The organism is Nocardia sp. CA-120079 (assembly GCF_050955745.1).
GTDB lineage: Bacteria > Actinomycetota > Actinomycetes > Mycobacteriales > Mycobacteriaceae > Nocardia.
The window spans coordinates 8,180,748-8,197,284 of sequence record NZ_CP192088.1 but is presented as its reverse complement, the minus strand read 5'-3'; the positions used below and the strand labels follow the sequence as shown (position 1 = coordinate 8,197,284).

Genomic DNA, 16,537 nt, shown 5'->3' with positions numbered 1-16,537 from the left:
CGACGAGCTACGCCGGTATCTGAAGAAGACCGCGAAGGAGCTCTACGAGACCAAACAGCAACTGCGCGCGCTCACCGACCGGTCGCGGGAACCGATCGCGATCGTCGGTATGGCTTGCCGGTATCCCGGTGGCGTGCGTTCCGCCGAAGACCTTTGGCGCATGACGGCGGACGGTGTGGATGCCATCGGGGACTACCCGACAGATCGAGGGTGGGACCTGGAACGGCTGTTCAACCCGGATCCCGATGTGCCGAATGGCATTTACACCCGTGACGGTGGGTTCCTCGACGCCATAGGCGAGTTCGACGCGGCCTTCTTCGGGATCGGCCCGCGTGAGGCCGCGGCAATGGATCCGCAGCAGCGCCTGATGTTGGAGGCGTCCTGGGAAGCGTTGGAGGATGCGGGAATCGACCCGGTGTCGTTGCGCGGCGGTGATACCGGCGTATTCGCCGGAGTCATCCATCAGAACTACGGTCCCCGCATCGGCTCGCCGAATATCACCGCCGAGACCGAAGGCCATGCCTACCTGGGTGTTTCGAACGCTGTGCTGTCCGGTCGGATCGCGTACACGTTCGGCTTCAAAGGCCCGGCCATATCGGTCGATACCGCCTGCTCGTCGTCGCTGGTGGCGTTGCATCTGGCATGCCAAGCGCTGCGGCAGGGCGATACGTCGCTGGCGTTGGCGGGTGGGGTGACCGTCATGTCGGATCCGGCTTTGTTGATCGCGTTCGCGCGACAGCGTGCGTTGTCGCCCGATGCGCGTTGTAAGGCATTCGCGGCGGCTGCTGATGGAACAGGATTCTCCGAGGGGCTCGGAGTGCTCGTGCTGGAGCGTCTTTCGGACGCACAGCGGCTCGGTCACACCGTGCTGGCGGTGGTGCGTGGCAGCGCTGTCAATCAGGATGGTGCGAGCAACGGCTTGACCGCGCCGAACGGTCCGTCGCAGGAACGAGTGATCGCGGCCGCGTTGGCGAATTCCGGCCTGGCCCCGTCGGATATCGACGCGGTAGAGGCGCACGGCACCGGCACGATGCTCGGGGATCCGATCGAGGCGCGGGCACTGATCAGCGCGTATGGGACGCGACGCGAGAGCGCGCCGTTGCGTTTGGGGTCGTTGAAGTCGAATATCGGTCACACCTCGGCTGCGGCGGGGGTGGGCGGCGTGATCAAAATGGTTCAGGCTATGCGGCACGGCGTGCTGCCGAAGACGTTGCATGTGGATGCGCCTACCCCGCACGTGGATTGGTCCGCGGGCACGGTGCGGCTCCTGCGGGACAATGAGCCGTGGCCGGCAGGGGACCGGATCCGGCGCGCGGGGGTGTCGTCGTTCGGAGCCAGCGGCACCAACGCCCACCTCATCCTCGAGGAAGCATCCGCCCATCCGGTCGTGGTGGCGTCGGCGGACCGATCCGAGCCGGAACCGGTCACGAAACCCATTGTGGCCGACGTCGTTCCGCTGTTGATATCGGCCAAGTCCGACGAAGCCCTGCGTGCCCAGGCGGATCGACTGCGGCAGTGGTTGATCGACCATCCCGACATCGATGTGCGGGATATGGCGTACTCCCTGGCGGCCGCGCGGGCACAGTTGGACCGTCGGGGCGTCGTCGTCGGCCGGGATCGGGACGAACTGCTGGCGGGTCTGGCCGATCTGGCCGCGGGTTCGCACGGCACGATCGAAGGGAATGCCGGTTCCGATAGGACGGCATTCCTGTTCACGGGGCAGGGTGCGCAGCGGGTTGGCATGGGTGCGGGCCTGTATCAGGCGTTCCCCGTGTTCGCGGCCGCGCTGGACGAGGTCTGTGCGCAGTTCGATCCGCTGCTGGGTCGGTCGCTGAAAGAGCTGATGTTCGCTGACGCCGAGGGTGCGTTGGATCGGACGGAATTCACTCAGCCGGCGTTGTTCGCGTTCGAGGTGGCGTTGTTCCGGTTGGTCGAATCGTTCGGTGTCACACCGGATGTGCTGATCGGGCATTCGATCGGCGAGCTCGCGGCGGCGTATGCGGCGGGGGTGTGGTCGCTTTCGGATGCCTGCACGCTGGTGGCGGCCCGGGGCCGGTTGATGGGTGCTTTGCCGGTGGGCGGCGTGATGCTCGCGGTGGCGATCGGTGCAGGACGAGCTGTCGATATCGTCGCCGATTTCGCGGACCGTGTGTCGTTGGCTGCGGTGAACGGTCCGTCGTCGACGGTGTTGTCCGGGGACGTCGATGCCATCGGTGAGATCGAGCGGCTGCTGTCCGCCGAGGGGGTGAAGACGAATCGGTTGCGGGTCAGTCATGCGTTCCATTCGGCGCTGATGGAGCCGATGCTGGCCGAGTTCCGTTCTGTTGCTGAAGGATTGACGTATCGGGAGCCGTCGCTGTCGATCGTGTCGAATGTTTCTGCGGTCGTGGTTGCCGCGGAGTTGACCGATCCTGAGTACTGGGTCGGGCAGGTGCGGGGGTGTGTCCGGTTCGCGCCGGGGGTCGATGTTCTGGTCGAGGCGGGTGTGCGGCGGTTTGTGGAGATCGGACCGGATGCGGTGCTGGCGGCGATGACGCGTGGTTGTTTGGCCGAGCACCCGGAGGTCGAGTCGGTGTCGTCGGTGGCGGCGGCTTCCCGGCGGTCGGTCGATGAGGTGGAGCAGTTCGTTACCGCCCTGGCGCAGGTTCATGTCACGGGTGCGCGGGTGGACTGGCGTTCGTTGTACGCGGGGCGTGCGGCGCGTCGGATTCCGTTGCCCACCTATGCCTTCCAGCACCGCCGTTTCTGGTTGTCGGGCGCCGTCGAGGCATCGCCGTCGTCGACGGATCATCCGATCCTGACGGGTGTGCTCGGGGTGGCGGGTACCGACGAATGGTTGCTGACCGGCCGGTTCTCGTTGCGTACTCACCCGTGGGTCGCCGATCACATGACCTACGGCGTGGTGGTCGTGCCGAGCGCGACCTTCATCGAGTTCCTCCTCGTCGCGGGCCGTCGGATCGGTTGCGCGGTGGTGGAGGAACTCACCTTGCAGGCGCCGATTCTGCCGACCGCGGACGACGAGGTCGAGTTGCAGGTGCTGGTGCAGGCGGCGGACGAGTCCGGGCGGCGTCCGTTCGAGTTCTATTTCCGCAAGTCTTCCGATGCTGAATGGATCCACAACGCCACCGGTGTGCTCGGGGCGCAGTCGGATGGTGATTCGGCGTTGGTGTCGCGGCTGCGGGAGGAGCAATGGCCGCCGGTCGATACCGAGGCCGTGGACAGTGCGGGGCTGCCGGAGCGGATCGCGAAGCTCGCCGGGCTCGAGTACGGTCCGGCGTTCGTCGGTGTGCGTGCCGCATGGCAACGCGACGACACGGTCTTCTCCGAGATCGTGCTGGACACCGATGCGGCGCCGGAGCCGGGACGGCACGACCTGCACCCTGCCCTGCTGGATATGGTCATGCACGCGGGATTCTCCGGGTTGCTGTGGCGCGATGCGGATTCCGATCCCGACACCGGCAGGTTGTTGTTCCGATGGGGTGGTGCACGTTTCCACGAGTCGGCAACGGATGAGGTGACCTCGCTTCGGGTCATCGCGGTCGCGACCGGGCCCGAGACCGTGTCGGTCGCGGCTGTCGATCCGGACGGCAATCCGATCGTGTCGGTCGACGCGGTGGTGATGCGTCCCTATGACGTGAAGGAATTCCGGAGCAGTCTCGTCGGTGACACGGCGGGCCTGTATCAGGTGCGCTGGGAGCCCACTGCGGAATCGGTTGCGGGAGCCGGCCGATCCGCACCATCCCTGGCGGTACTCGGGGACACGACGGTGGCGGGGATAGGCACGGAATTTGCGTCGGTCGCCGATGTCGTTGCGGCCGAAGGTATTCCCGGTGTTGCGGTGTGGCGGGCGACGGCGCCTTTCAGGGAAGGCCCGGGATCGGTGCGGGCAAGTGTGCACGGCGCGTTGGCGACGGTGCGGTCCTTGCTCGCCGAGGAACGTCTGTCCGATGTCCGGCTGGTCGTGGTGACGACAGGCGCCGTCGGGTTGCCCGAGCAGGCTCCGGATCCGGCCGCGGCGGCGGTGTGGGGATTGCTGCGCAGCGCGCAGTCGGAGCATCCGCAACGGTTCGTCCTCATCGACGAGGATCCGGCCCGGCCGCTCGATGCGGACCGCGTCGGGGCGGTATTGCGGTCGGGCGAGCCGCAGACCGCGATCCGCGGCGAACAGACTCTGGTTCCTCGGCTGGTGCGCGCGTCCGCTTCCGGGGACCCGGGGCCGCGGTCATCGTTCGGGGATGGGACCGTGCTGGTCACCGGAGGTACGGGTGGGCTGGGTGCGTTGTTCACCCGTCATCTCATTGCCGAGCACGGTGTGCGCAGTCTGGTATTGACCTCGCGCCGGGGACCCGATGCACCCGGTGCCGCCGAATTGGTCGCCGAATCGGCGCAGGCCGGGGCCGAGGTTCGGGTAGTCGCTTGCGATGTCGCCGACCGCGACGCGGTGCGGAACCTGCTGGATTCGATCACCGGACTGACCGCTGTCGTGCACACCGCGGGAATTCTGGACGACGGGACCGTCGAGTCGCTGACTGCTGACCAGGTGGACCGCGTGCTGGCGCCGAAGGTCGACGGCGCATGGCATCTGGACGAGCTGACTCGTGGTCTGAATCTGTCCGCGTTCGTGGTGTTCTCGTCGATCGCCACGGTGCTGGGGTCGTCGGGGCAGGGCAACTACGCCGCGGCGAACGGTTTCCTGGACGCGTTGGCGCAGCGGCGGCGGGCCGCGGGCTCGGCTGCCACGTCGCTGGCGTGGGGGCCGTGGAACCAGACCAGCGGTATGACCGGTGGCCTGAACCGCGCCGCCCTCGCGCGATGGGAGCGCCTGGGTCTGGGCCCGCTCGAAAACGTCGAAGGGAAGCGGCTTTTCGACGATGCGCTCGCGCACTCGGATGCGCGTCTGATCCCGATCCGCTTCGATGCGAGCGTCTTGCGTCGCGAGTCCGACATCGACGCCGTTCCCGCGGTGCTGCGCGGATTCGTGCGGCGGTCGCCGCGCCCGACGCAACAGGCGGCGGCGGGCTCGCTGGCCGCCCGGTTGGCGGATGTGCCGCAAACGCGGCGCGGCGAGGTGGTGCTGGAGGTCGTGCTCACCGAAGCGGCGGCGGTGCTGGGGCATGACTCGGCCGCCGATATCCGCCCCGACCAGCGTTTCGACGAGATCGGTTTCGACTCGCTCGGCGGCGTGGAATTCCGGAACAGGCTCGGCAAGGCCACCGGCCTGCAGTTGCCGTCGACGCTGGTGTTCGATCATCCGACCCCGGCGGCGGTGGCGAAGCTGGTGCGATCCCGCGTCGAGCCGACGGTGGGCGCACCCGTCAAGAAGATCGCCCGCCGCGTCCGAGCGGACGAGCCGATCGCGATCGTGGGCATGGCCTGCCAGTTCCCCGGCGGCGTCGAATCACCGGACCAGCTATGGGATCTCGTGGCCGCCGGAATCGACGCGACCGGCGACTTCCCGTCGGATCGGGGCTGGGATTTGGAGCGGCTCTTCGATTCCGATCCGGACAAGCCCGGTACCGTATACACCCGGCGCGGCGGATTCCTCTACGACGCAGGCGATTTCGACCCGAGATTCTTCGGGATCGGTCCACGGGAGGCGTCCGCGATGGATCCGCAGCAACGTCTGCTGCTGGAGGTGTCCTGGGAAGCGCTGGAGGACGCGGGCATCGATCCGACGTCGTTGCGGGGCAGTGACACCGGCGTGTATGTCGGCGCGGGCTACTCGGGCTACATCGATCGGGTGGCCGGGGATCTGGAGGGCTACCGGCTCACCGGTACCACGAGCAGCGTGATGTCCGGACGGGTGGCCTACGTCCTCGGTCTCGAGGGCCCGGCGGTCACCGTGGACACCGCCTGCTCGTCGTCGCTGGTCTCGCTGCATCTGGCCTGCCAAGCGCTGCGCCAGGGAGAGAGCTCGCTGGCGCTGGCGAGCGGCGTGACGGTCGCGGCGAGTCCTTACCTCTACGTCGATTTCGCGCGGCAGCGTGGTCTCTCGCCCGATGGCCGTTGCAAGGCCTTCTCCGCCGGTGCCGACGGCGTCGCGTTCTCCGAGGGTGTCGGTGTGCTGGTGCTGGAGCGGCTCTCCGACGCAAAGCGCCTCGGGCACAACGTCCTCGCGCTCGTGCGCGGAACGGCGGTGAACCAGGACGGCGCGAGCAATGGCTTGACCGCGCCGAATGGTCCGTCGCAGGAGCGGGTGATCGCGGCGGCATTGGCGAATGCCGGGCTCGAGCCGTCGGATATCGACGCCGTGGAGGCGCACGGCACCGGCACGGCGCTGGGTGATCCGATCGAAGCCCAGGCGCTGATCGCGGCGTATGGGCAGGACCGTGCGGGACAACCGCTGCGGATCGGATCGATCAAGTCGAATATCGGCCACACCGTGGCCGCCGCAGGCGTCGGCGGCGTGATCAAGATGGTGCAGGCGCTGCGCCACGAAACCCTGCCGAAGACACTGCATGCGGACGAGCCGAGCCCACACGTGGACTGGTCTGCGGGCGATGTCGAGCTGTTGACCGAGGCCCAGCCGTGGCGGACCGGCGGGCGGGTCCGTCGGGCCGGTGTGTCGTCGTTCGGTGTCAGCGGCACCAACGCACACGCGATCCTCGAGGAAGCGCCCACCGCACCGCGGGTCGTCTCGGCGCCGGCCACCGACCGTCCACGCACGGTGGTGCCCTGGCTGGTGTCGGCCAAGAATGGGACCGCGCTACGGGGACAGGCGGCGAAACTGCGGAAGTGGCTGATCGATCACCCCGACGCCGATCCGGTGCAGGTGGCGTATTCGCTCGTGACCACACGTGCGCAGCACGAGTCGCGGGCGGCGATCCTGGGCGGTGATCGCGACGAACTGCTGGCGCGGCTGGCGCAGCTGGCCGCCGGATCCGCCTCGGCCGGAGTGGTTTCCGGCACGGTGGGCGCCGGGAAGACCGCCTTCCTGTTCACCGGTCAGGGCGCGCAGCGGGTCGGTATGGGCGCGGGTCTGTCCGAGGCCTTCCCGGTATTCGCCGCAGCGCTGGACGAGGTGTGTGCCCAGTTCGATCCGCTGCTCGGATGTTCCCTGAAGCAAGCGATGTTCACCGGACACCTGATCGACGATCAGGGCGTCACCGCTAGCGACTGCTCGTCAGGTCGCTCGAAAGGGTCAGCGGATGCCGGGATGCTGGATCGGACACGACTGACCCAGCCCGCGCTGTTCGCGTTCGAAGTGGCGCTGTATCGGCTGTTGGAGTCGTTCGGAGTTGTCCCGGATGTGTTGATCGGGCACTCCATCGGTGAACTGGCCGCGGCGTATGTGGCCGGTGTGTGGTCACTGGAAGACGCCTGCGCGCTGGTCGCGGCGCGAGGGCGGCTGATGGAGGCGCTGCCGGAGGGCGGCGCGATGCTCGCGGTCGCCGCGTCGGAGGCCGAAGTCGGCGCGACGATCGCCGGATTCGGTGATCGGGTGTCGGTGGCAGCGGTGAATGCGCCTGCGGCCGTGGTGATCTCGGGTGACGAGGACGCCGTCGACGAGATCGATCGGCAGTTCGCCGAGCGGGGACCCAAGACGAGCCGGTTGCGGGTGTCGCATGCGTTCCATTCCCATCGGATGGAACCGATGCTGGCCGAGTTCGAGACCGTGGTTGCGGGAGTAGCCTGCAACGCCCCACGGATTCCGCTGGTGTCCAACATTTCTGGCCGGATCGCCAGCGACGAGATCCTGGATCCGGGGTACTGGGTGGCGCAGGTGCGCGCCGCGGTGCGTTTCGCGCCCGGTGTCGAGACGCTGGTCGCGTCGGGCGTGCGCCGGTTCCTCGAAGTCGGACCCGACGCGGCGCTCGCGGCGATGACGCGGCAGGCACTTCCCGAGGATGTCGAGGCTCGATCGGTGGTCGCCGCGGCGGCCCGCCGGGACCATGACGAGGTCGAGCAGTTCCTGACACTGCTCGGCCAGGCGCACACCGCCGGCGTGGATGTCGATTGGACGCCACTGTTCACCGGTGGCCGGATGGCACGAGTCGCCTTGCCCACCTATGCCTTCGAACACCGGCGGTATTGGCTCGAACCCAGCCTCTCCGAGCGCCGGAATGCCTCGGACCACCCGCTGCTCACCGATGTGGTCCGCGTGGCCGACCGCGACGAGTGGCTGTTCACGGGGCGGCTTTCGCTGCGCACCCATCCCTGGATCGCCGACCACACGACCTATGGGGTGGTACTCGTCCCGAGTGCCGCGCTCATGGAGATGCTGCTGGTCGCGGGCCGGCGGATCGGATGCGACGCCGTGGGTGAGTTCACCCTCGAGACTCCGATCCTCCCCCCGGCGGATGGCGATGTCGAATTGCAAGTACTGGTGCGGGAACCGGATTCCGCGGGACGTAGACCGTTCACGTTCCACTACCGCCGCACCGACGACGGCCCCGCCGGCGAGTGGACGCGCAACGCCAGTGGCGTGCTGAGCAGTCAGCAGCCGATCGATATCGAACTCGCGGACATGCTGCGCGCGGGGCCGTGGCCACCGGTCGATGCCGAACCGGTGGCCGCCGACTGGGTTCCGGCCCAGGTGGCGCGTGTCGCCGGACTGGAATACGGCGCTTCGTTCCTCGGCATCGACGCCGCTTGGCGCAGTGGTGACACGATGTTCTCCGAGGTCACCCTGAATCCGGACATCCCGGCCGACGGGTTTCAGCTGCATCCGGCGCTGTTCGATATGGCGTTGCATGCCGGACTTGTCGGTTTGATCTGGTCGGAAGACGAGGGCAATCCCGCCGAGGGCAAGCTCCTGTTCCGTTGGGGTGCGACGCGATTCCACACAACGTCCAAGGTCACGACCTTGCGGGTGATGGCCGTCCTGCACAGCGCCGAGGCGATCAGCGTCATGGCCGTCGACCAGGACGGAAATCCGGTGGTTTCCGTCGACGAAGTAGTCATGCGCTCCTACGACGTCCAGCAGTTCCGCGCCACGCTGTCGGGCGGACGCGCGGCCCGGTACGGGTTGCGCTGGACGGTAGTCGAAGCGTCCGAGGGACTCGCCCCGAGCCTGACCGGAGGTCCAAGGCGCGCAGCGCCGCAGCAATGGGGGTTTGGCGGTACCCCCAACAGAACACTGAGCGCGGCCGTGCTCGGCGCCGCACGGGTGCCCGGAATCGACGAGAGGTATCCGGATCTGGCTGCACTCGCTGCCGCTCCAACCCTTCCGGATATCGTTGTGTGGTCCGAATCCGCTGCATCACACCATGATTCGCAGCCCTCGGCGAGTGAACGGGTGAAGGTCGCCCTGCGCATGGTGAACGGCTGGCTGGCCGAGGAGCGCTTCGCGCGGTCGCGACTGGTCGTGCTGACCGACCGTGCGGCCGCCCTGCCCGATGAGGCGCCGGATACCGGATCGGCCGCGGTGTGGGGTCTGATACGTAGTGCTCAGACCGAATATCCGGAGCGGATTGCGCTGCTCGACGCGGATGATTCCCTTGGTGCGCAGCATATTTCGGCCGAATCGATCCGAGTCGCGATCGCGACCGGGGAGCCGCAGCTGGCGGTGCGGGGTGACCGCGTCCTGGCGCCGCGACTGGAGGCGGTGACATCCGCTGCGGCCGAGCAGGTTTCGTTCGGATCCGGGACCGTTCTGATAACCGGCGGAACCGGGGGGTTGGGCGCGCTGCTCGCCAGGCACCTGGTCACCGCGCACGGAGTGCGACGACTACTGCTGGTATCTCGCCGTGGCGAGCGTGCCGACGGTGCAACGGAACTCGCGGCGGAGCTGTCCGGACTCGGCGCAGAGGTGCACGTCACAGCCTGCGACGTCACCGACCGCGACGCACTTCGGAATCTGCTGACCGGCCTTCCCCTGGAACACCCGCTCACCGGTGTCGTGCACACCGCGGGCGTACTCGACGACGGGACGTTCCACACGCTCACCGGTGACCAGATCGATCGGGTGCTCGCTCCCAAGGCCGATGCGGCATGGCATCTGCACGAACTCACCCGCGACATGAATCTCTCCGCATTCGTGATGTTCTCCTCGATTGCCGGAATGATCGGTTCACCGGGGCAGGCGAACTACGCCGCCGCGAACAGCTTCCTGGACGCCCTCGCGATGCGACGCCGCGCCGAAGGGCTGCCGGCGCTCGCGCTCGCCTGGGGTCCGTGGCAGCCCGACATCGGCATGACCGGCGCATTGGATCGCAACGCCATGGGCCGATTGGACCGAATGGGTCTGACCCCGCTGGACCGCACCGACGGCCTGCGATTGTTCGACGAATCGCTGACCACGGCGGAACCGGTATCGGCGCTGGTGCATCTGGATACCGGCAAGCTGCGCCTGGAAGCGCATACCGGTCCGGTCCCGGCGGTGCTGCGCGGGTTCGTTCGCGCACCCGGCCGGTCGGCCACGACATCGACCGTCGAACCCTCGCTCGGGGAGCGTCTGCACGGTGTGGCGGAGCCGAAGCGCCGCGGGGTCGTCCTGAACCTGGTGCGCGAACACGTGGCGGCGGTGCTGGGTTACGCGTCGGCCGACGATATCCGGCCCGATCAAGGTTTCGACGACCTCGGCTTCGATTCCCTGGGTGGTGTGGAGTTCCGGAACCGGCTGTCGAAGGTAACGGGGCTGTCGCTGCCCTCGACCCTGGTGTTCGACTACCCCACCGCGGGAGATATCGCCGGTTACCTGCTGGAGCGGGCCGTGGTAGCGGCACCCGCGCAACCGGCCTCGGCGGTGCCGGCCGATATCGCGCGGCTCGAGGCCATGGTCGAGCGGATCATCGCCGACGGCGGCAACGCCGACGAGACCGTCGCGGCGTTGCGGGGCATCACCCTGCGTCTGCGCGCCCATCTGGGGGACAAGTGGTCGGACAGTGTGTACGACGACCTCGAATTCCATTCCGACAATGAACTTTTGGATCTGATCGACGAGGAGTTTGGCCCAGCATGAGCAACCCGAGTACCAGCAATGAGGAACGTCTCAGCCGGTATCTGCGGAAGGTCACCGGAGACCTCCGCACCGCCAACAAGCGCATCGAGCACCTGGAAGAACGTGCCGGAGAACCGCTCGCGATCGTCGGCATGAGCTGCCGGTACCCGGGCGGTGCCGACACTCCTGCGCAGCTGTGGGAATTGCTCTCTTCCGGCACCGACGCCGTCGGTCCCTTCCCGGCCGACCGCGGCTGGGACCTCGAGCGCCTGTTCGACAGCGACCCCGATATCCCGGGAACCGTTTACACTCGGGAGGGCGGATTCCTGTATGCCGCAGGCGATTTCGACGCGGGATTCTTCGGAATCCCGCCCAGCGTGGCCGAGACGATGGATCCGCAGCAGCGGCTGTTCCTGGAAGCCGCGTGGGAGGCATTGGAGGACGCCGGCATCGATCCGGCGTCGCTGCGCGGCGGTGACGCCGGTGTGTACGCCGGCGTCATCCATCAGGACTATGGTCCCCGTATCGGTGCCCCGGGACTGACTCCCGAGGCGGAAGGTCAGGCCTACCCGGGTGTTTCGGCCAGCATCCTCGCGGGGCGCGTGGCGTTCACCTTCGGTCTGAAGGGTCCGGCGCTCTCGGTGGACACCGCGTGCTCGTCGTCGCTGGTCGCCCTGCACCTCGCCTGCCAAGCCTTGCGGCTGGGCGAGACCTCCCTCGCGCTGGTCGGCGGGGTTACCGTCATGTCCGATCCCACCCTGCTGATCGCCTTCGCCCGGCAGCGTGGGCTGGCCCCCGACGCCCGGTGCAAGGCCTTCGCGGCGGCGGCGAACGGGACCGGGTTCTCCGAGGGCCTCGGCATGCTCGCGGTCGAGCGGTTGTCGGACGCCCGCCGCCACGGCCGCCGGGTCCTCGCGGTCATCCGCGGCAGCGCGATCAACCAGGACGGGGCCAGCAATCGGCTGACCGCACCGAACGGCCCCTCGCAGGAAAAGGTGATTGCGGCGGCGCTCGCCAATGCCGGTCTGGCCCCGGCCGACATCGATGCGGTCGAAGCGCACGGCACCGGCACCACCCTCGGCGACCCGATCGAGGCGCAGGCGTTGATCGCCGCCTACGGTCGCGATCGCGCCGGAGATCCACTGCGCATCGGTTCCCTCAAGTCGAATATCGGGCACACCTCCGCTGCGGCCGGTGTCGGGGGCGTGATCAAGATGGTGCAGGCGCTGCGGCACGAAATACTGCCCCCGACACTGCATGTCGATGCGCCGACCCCGGAGGTGGACTGGTCGGCGGGAACGGTGCGGCTGCTTACGGCGGCGGAACCGTGGCCCGTCGGAGAGCGGGTGCGCCGCGCCGGTGTGTCCTCGTTCGGCGCCAGCGGCACCAATGCTCATGTGATCCTGGAGGAAGCGCCGGCGGCCGCGACCCCGGCCGAATCGGCCGACGATACCGCCGCCGATGGCGGTGCGCAGGCGGCATCCGGCCCCATCCCATGGCTGATTTCGGCGAAAACCGAGGACGGCCTGCGGACGCAGGCGGCCAAACTACGGGACTGGGCGAGCGAAAACCCCGGCCTGACAATCGACGATATCGGCTACTCACTGCTCACGACCCGCGCCCAGTTGGACTGGCGGGGCGCGGTGCTGGGCGCGGACCGGGAGACGCTGCACAACGGACTCGCGGCGCTGGCCGAATCCAAGGGCTCCGCCGATGTGGCCGCGGGGCGGGCGGTTTCGCGTAAGACAGCGTTCCTGTGCACCGGAGGCGGCGCGCAGCGGGTTGGTATGGGACGTGAGCTGTACGAGGCGTTCGGAGTGTTCGCCGCCGCGTTGGACGAGGTCTGCGAGCAGTTCGATCCACTGCTGGGCGGGTCGCTGAAGCAATTGATGTTCACCGGTCAGCTCGACGGCAACTCTGCTGATGCTGATGCTGATGCCAGTGTGCTGCATCGGATCGACTACACCCAGCCTGCGCTGTTCGCCTACGAAGTCGCACTGTTCCGGCTCTTGGACTCGTTCGGCGTGACACCCGATGTCCTGGTGGGACATTCGACCGGTGAGCCGGCCGCCGCGTACCTCGCCGGTGTGTGGTCGCTACCGGACGCGTGCAAACTGGTCGCGGCGCGCGGTCGCCTCATGGGGCAGTCGCCCGACGGCGGCGCGATGCTGGCCGTCGCGGCGGACGAGCGCGAGGTGTCCGAGGCGCTCGCCGCTCATGGCGAGCGCGTGTCGATCGCCGCGCTGAATGCGCCCGACGCCGTGGTGGTTTCCGGCGACGAGGACGCGGTCGCGGCGGTCGAGCAGTGGTTTATCGACCGCGGGCGCGAGACCTCGCGGTTGCGGATATCGATCGCCTCCCATTCCCACCGGATGGACCCGATACTCGCCGAGTTCGCCGCTGTCGCGGGGGAAGTGACCTACCATCGCCCGCGAATTCCGCTGGTGTCGAATGTATCCGGCCGGATCGCCGGTGATGAGGTGCTCGAGCCCGGCTACTGGGTTCAGCACATCCGAGCGACCGTTCAATTCGCCCGTGGCATAGACACTCTGGCGGACTGGGGCGCGCGGAGATTCCTGGAAATCGGCCCGGATGCCGTGCTGACGGCGATGGCCCAGCAGAACCTGCCTGCGGATATCGCGGCGCAGTCGCTGGTGGTCGCCGCGGCACGTCGAGGGCGCGGCGAGGTCGAGCAGTTCCTGAACTGCCTGGCGCGCGCACATACCGCCGGTGTCGAGGTCGACTGGCGGGTGCTCTTCGCCGCCCGCCCGGTTTCCCGAGTGGCATTGCCCACCTACGCTTTCCAGCGTCGTCGCTACTGGCTCGCCCCCTCGCGCAGCACTGCCGGTGTCGAAGCCGCGGGTTTGGGTGTGATCGAACACCCCATGCTGGATGCGGCATTGCCGATGGCGGACGGCAATTTCGTCCTGACCGGGCAGCTGTCGGCGCTGTCGCAGCCCTGGTTGGCCGACCATGCCATCGGCGGGGTCACGGTGTTGCCGGGGACCGGGTTCGTGGAGTTGGCATTGTGCGCTGGTCGCGAAACCGGGTGCCCGGTGATCGAGGAACTGACATTGCAGGCGCCGCTGGTTTTTCCGGCGGCAGGCGGTGTGCGGATCCAGGTCGTGGTCGGGCCCGAATCCCCGCAGCGGCCGGTAGCGATCTACTCCCGTGGTGAACACGACCACGACGGACCGTGGGTACTCCACGTCCGCGGGCTGCTGACCGACCGGGCCGACACGACCGCACCCGAATCGGAGCTATGGCCGCCTGCCGCGGCGACCGAAATCGACCTCGCCCGCGCGTTCCTGACGCCTGATTACGACATGGGACCGGCCTTTCAGTGCGTACGGGCGCTGTGGCGCCGCGGCGAGGAGGTCTTCGCGGACATCGCCCTCGATGCCGACACCGGGGTGCCCGGCGATGGATTCGGGATTCATCCGGCATTGCTGGACGCGGTCATCCAGGCGGGACTGCTGGCCGGTGCGTTCGAGATCCCGGCGGATCACGTGGTGTTGCCGTTCTCGTGGGAGTCGGTGTCGCTGTACGCGACCGAAGCGTCGGCATTGCGTGCGCATCTGACTGTCAACGGAGCGTCGGCGTCGCTGTGGGTGACCGATGAGAAGGGACAACCGGTGCTGTCGGGGACGGTGACGAGCCGGCCGATGCCACTCGGGCAACTCGCCGCGGCGGGCGACACCGCCGATCCGGTACTGGAACTGGTGTGGTCACCGGCCGAATCCGCGGCTGCGGCTGCGGGGTCCACAGCGGATTCGAGGGTGGGGTGGTGGGACCGGCTGGCTCCGGAAGCACCGATACCTCCGGTGGTGGTGGTCGAGGCCGGGGCCGGGTGGAGCGACCACACCGGTACCGACGTGGTGGCTGCCACCCACGCCGAGGTCGCGCGGATTCTCGAGGTGGTGCGGGCGTGGCTGGCCGAGGACCGGTTCGCCGCGAGCAGCCTGGTGGTCGCAACCCGTGGCGCGGTCACGCTGCCCGGCGCGTACTGCACCGACCTGGCCGGCGCCGCGGTGTGGGGCTTGGTGCGGGCTGCGCAGGCGGAAGATCCGGGCCGGATCATCTTGGTGGACGCGGACACTCGCGTCGACGAGCACCTCGTGGCCAGCGTGGTGGCCGTGAATGAACCCCAGCTGGTCGTGCGCGCCGGGATACCGCATACCGCTCGGCTCATCCGGCCCGTAGCGCCGCCCCCACAAGACGATGCCACTCCCGCTTTCGGCGCCGGTACGGTGCTGATCACCGGCGGCACAGGCGGTTTGGGCGCGGCGGTGGCCCGGCACGTGGTCGTCGAGCACGGCGTGACGTCGCTGCTGCTGGTCAGCCGCAGCGGCCCGCGCGCCGTTGGTGCGGCGGCGCTGATCGCCGAACTCGAGCAACTCGGCGCGCAGGTGCGGGTGGTGGCGTGTGATGTCACCGATGTCGGCGCGGTGGCCGGTCTACTGGCCGACATTCCGGCGCAGCGGCCGTTGACCGCCGTGATCCACGCCGCCGGTGTGCTCGACGACGGGACCATCGGGTCGCTCACCGCGCAGCGGGTGGACGCGGTCCTTGCGCCGAAGGTCGACGGCGCCTGGCATCTGCACGAGGCGACCGCGGATCTGAATCTGGCTGCCTTCGTGGTGTTTTCGTCGGTGTCGGGCACGGTCGGCGGACCCGGACAGGCCAACTACGCGGCCGCGAACACCTTCCTCGACGCCCTGGTGGCGCACCGCAGGGCCCAAGGGCTGGCCGGTCAGTCGCTGGCGTGGGGCCTGTGGGCGCGCTCGAGTGGGATGACCGGAGGGTTGGCTGCGGCCGATGTGGCGCGCATGAGTCGCGGCGGCTTCACCGCGATGCCGGATGAGCAGGCGTTCGCCGGCTGGCGTGCGGCACTCGAACGAGATGCGGCACATGCGGTGATCGCCGCGGTGGATACCGCCGAGATCCGTGCCAAGGCCGATAGCGGACTACTGCCACCGGTACTGCGGGAACTGGTACCGGCCGCGGACCGTCGCCCGAGGGCGACCCGGCGTCCGGCGACGACCTCCGCTGTGGTGCCGGGTACGCGGCAGACGGTCATCGATACCGTCATCAGCCACCTCGCGGCCGTGCTCGGTCACGACAGTGCGTCCGCGATCGATCCCGAGCGCTCGTTCACCGACCATGGTTTCGACTCCCTGGGCGCGGTCGAGCTGCGCAACCGGCTGCAAACCGCCACCGGCCTGTCGCTGCCGCCTGCGGTCGTCTTCGAATACCCCACCCCCGCCGCGCTCGCCGCCCATCTCCACGAAAAACTCGGCGATAAGCACCAAGAAATCCAGGTCCGGTCGATCGATGCGGTATTCGACGAATTGGAAGCCGCCCTCGGGGCCGGGGATTGGGGTGATCCGGAAAAGCGGCGAATCGTGACTCGGCTGCAGTCCATTACGACCGGCTGGGCTGATCGCATGAATACCAACGGCGATCGTGAGGTTGCGCGCACACCGTCGAGCCGGTGGCGGAAGCTCATTTCGCGATCCGAGCGGACGGCACGGTGAATCTCGGTCACCACGGGCTACGCGAATTATTCTCTGCCACCGGCCTTCCGGTGGCACTCCCGGAAATGTTGTACCGCCTACTGAATCGGGAGCAGGGGCACGAGAGAGCGTTAGGGTG

General features: G+C 68.2%; 2 protein-coding genes. Both read left to right on the top strand.

Annotated features, from left to right (window positions below):
• The first annotated feature begins 19 nt into the window (after positions 1-19).
• On the top strand, positions 20-10,903 hold the full coding sequence (locus tag ACQPYR_RS37320; RefSeq protein ID WP_433635345.1) for a type I polyketide synthase: 10,884 nt from the start codon (positions 20-22) through the stop codon (positions 10,901-10,903).
• Complete coding sequence (locus ACQPYR_RS37315; RefSeq protein WP_433623993.1) at positions 10,900-16,419, top strand: type I polyketide synthase; 5,520 nt, start codon at positions 10,900-10,902, stop codon at positions 16,417-16,419. The genes ACQPYR_RS37320 and ACQPYR_RS37315 overlap by 4 nt, the downstream gene beginning before the upstream one ends.
• Positions 16,420-16,537 lie beyond the last annotated feature (118 nt).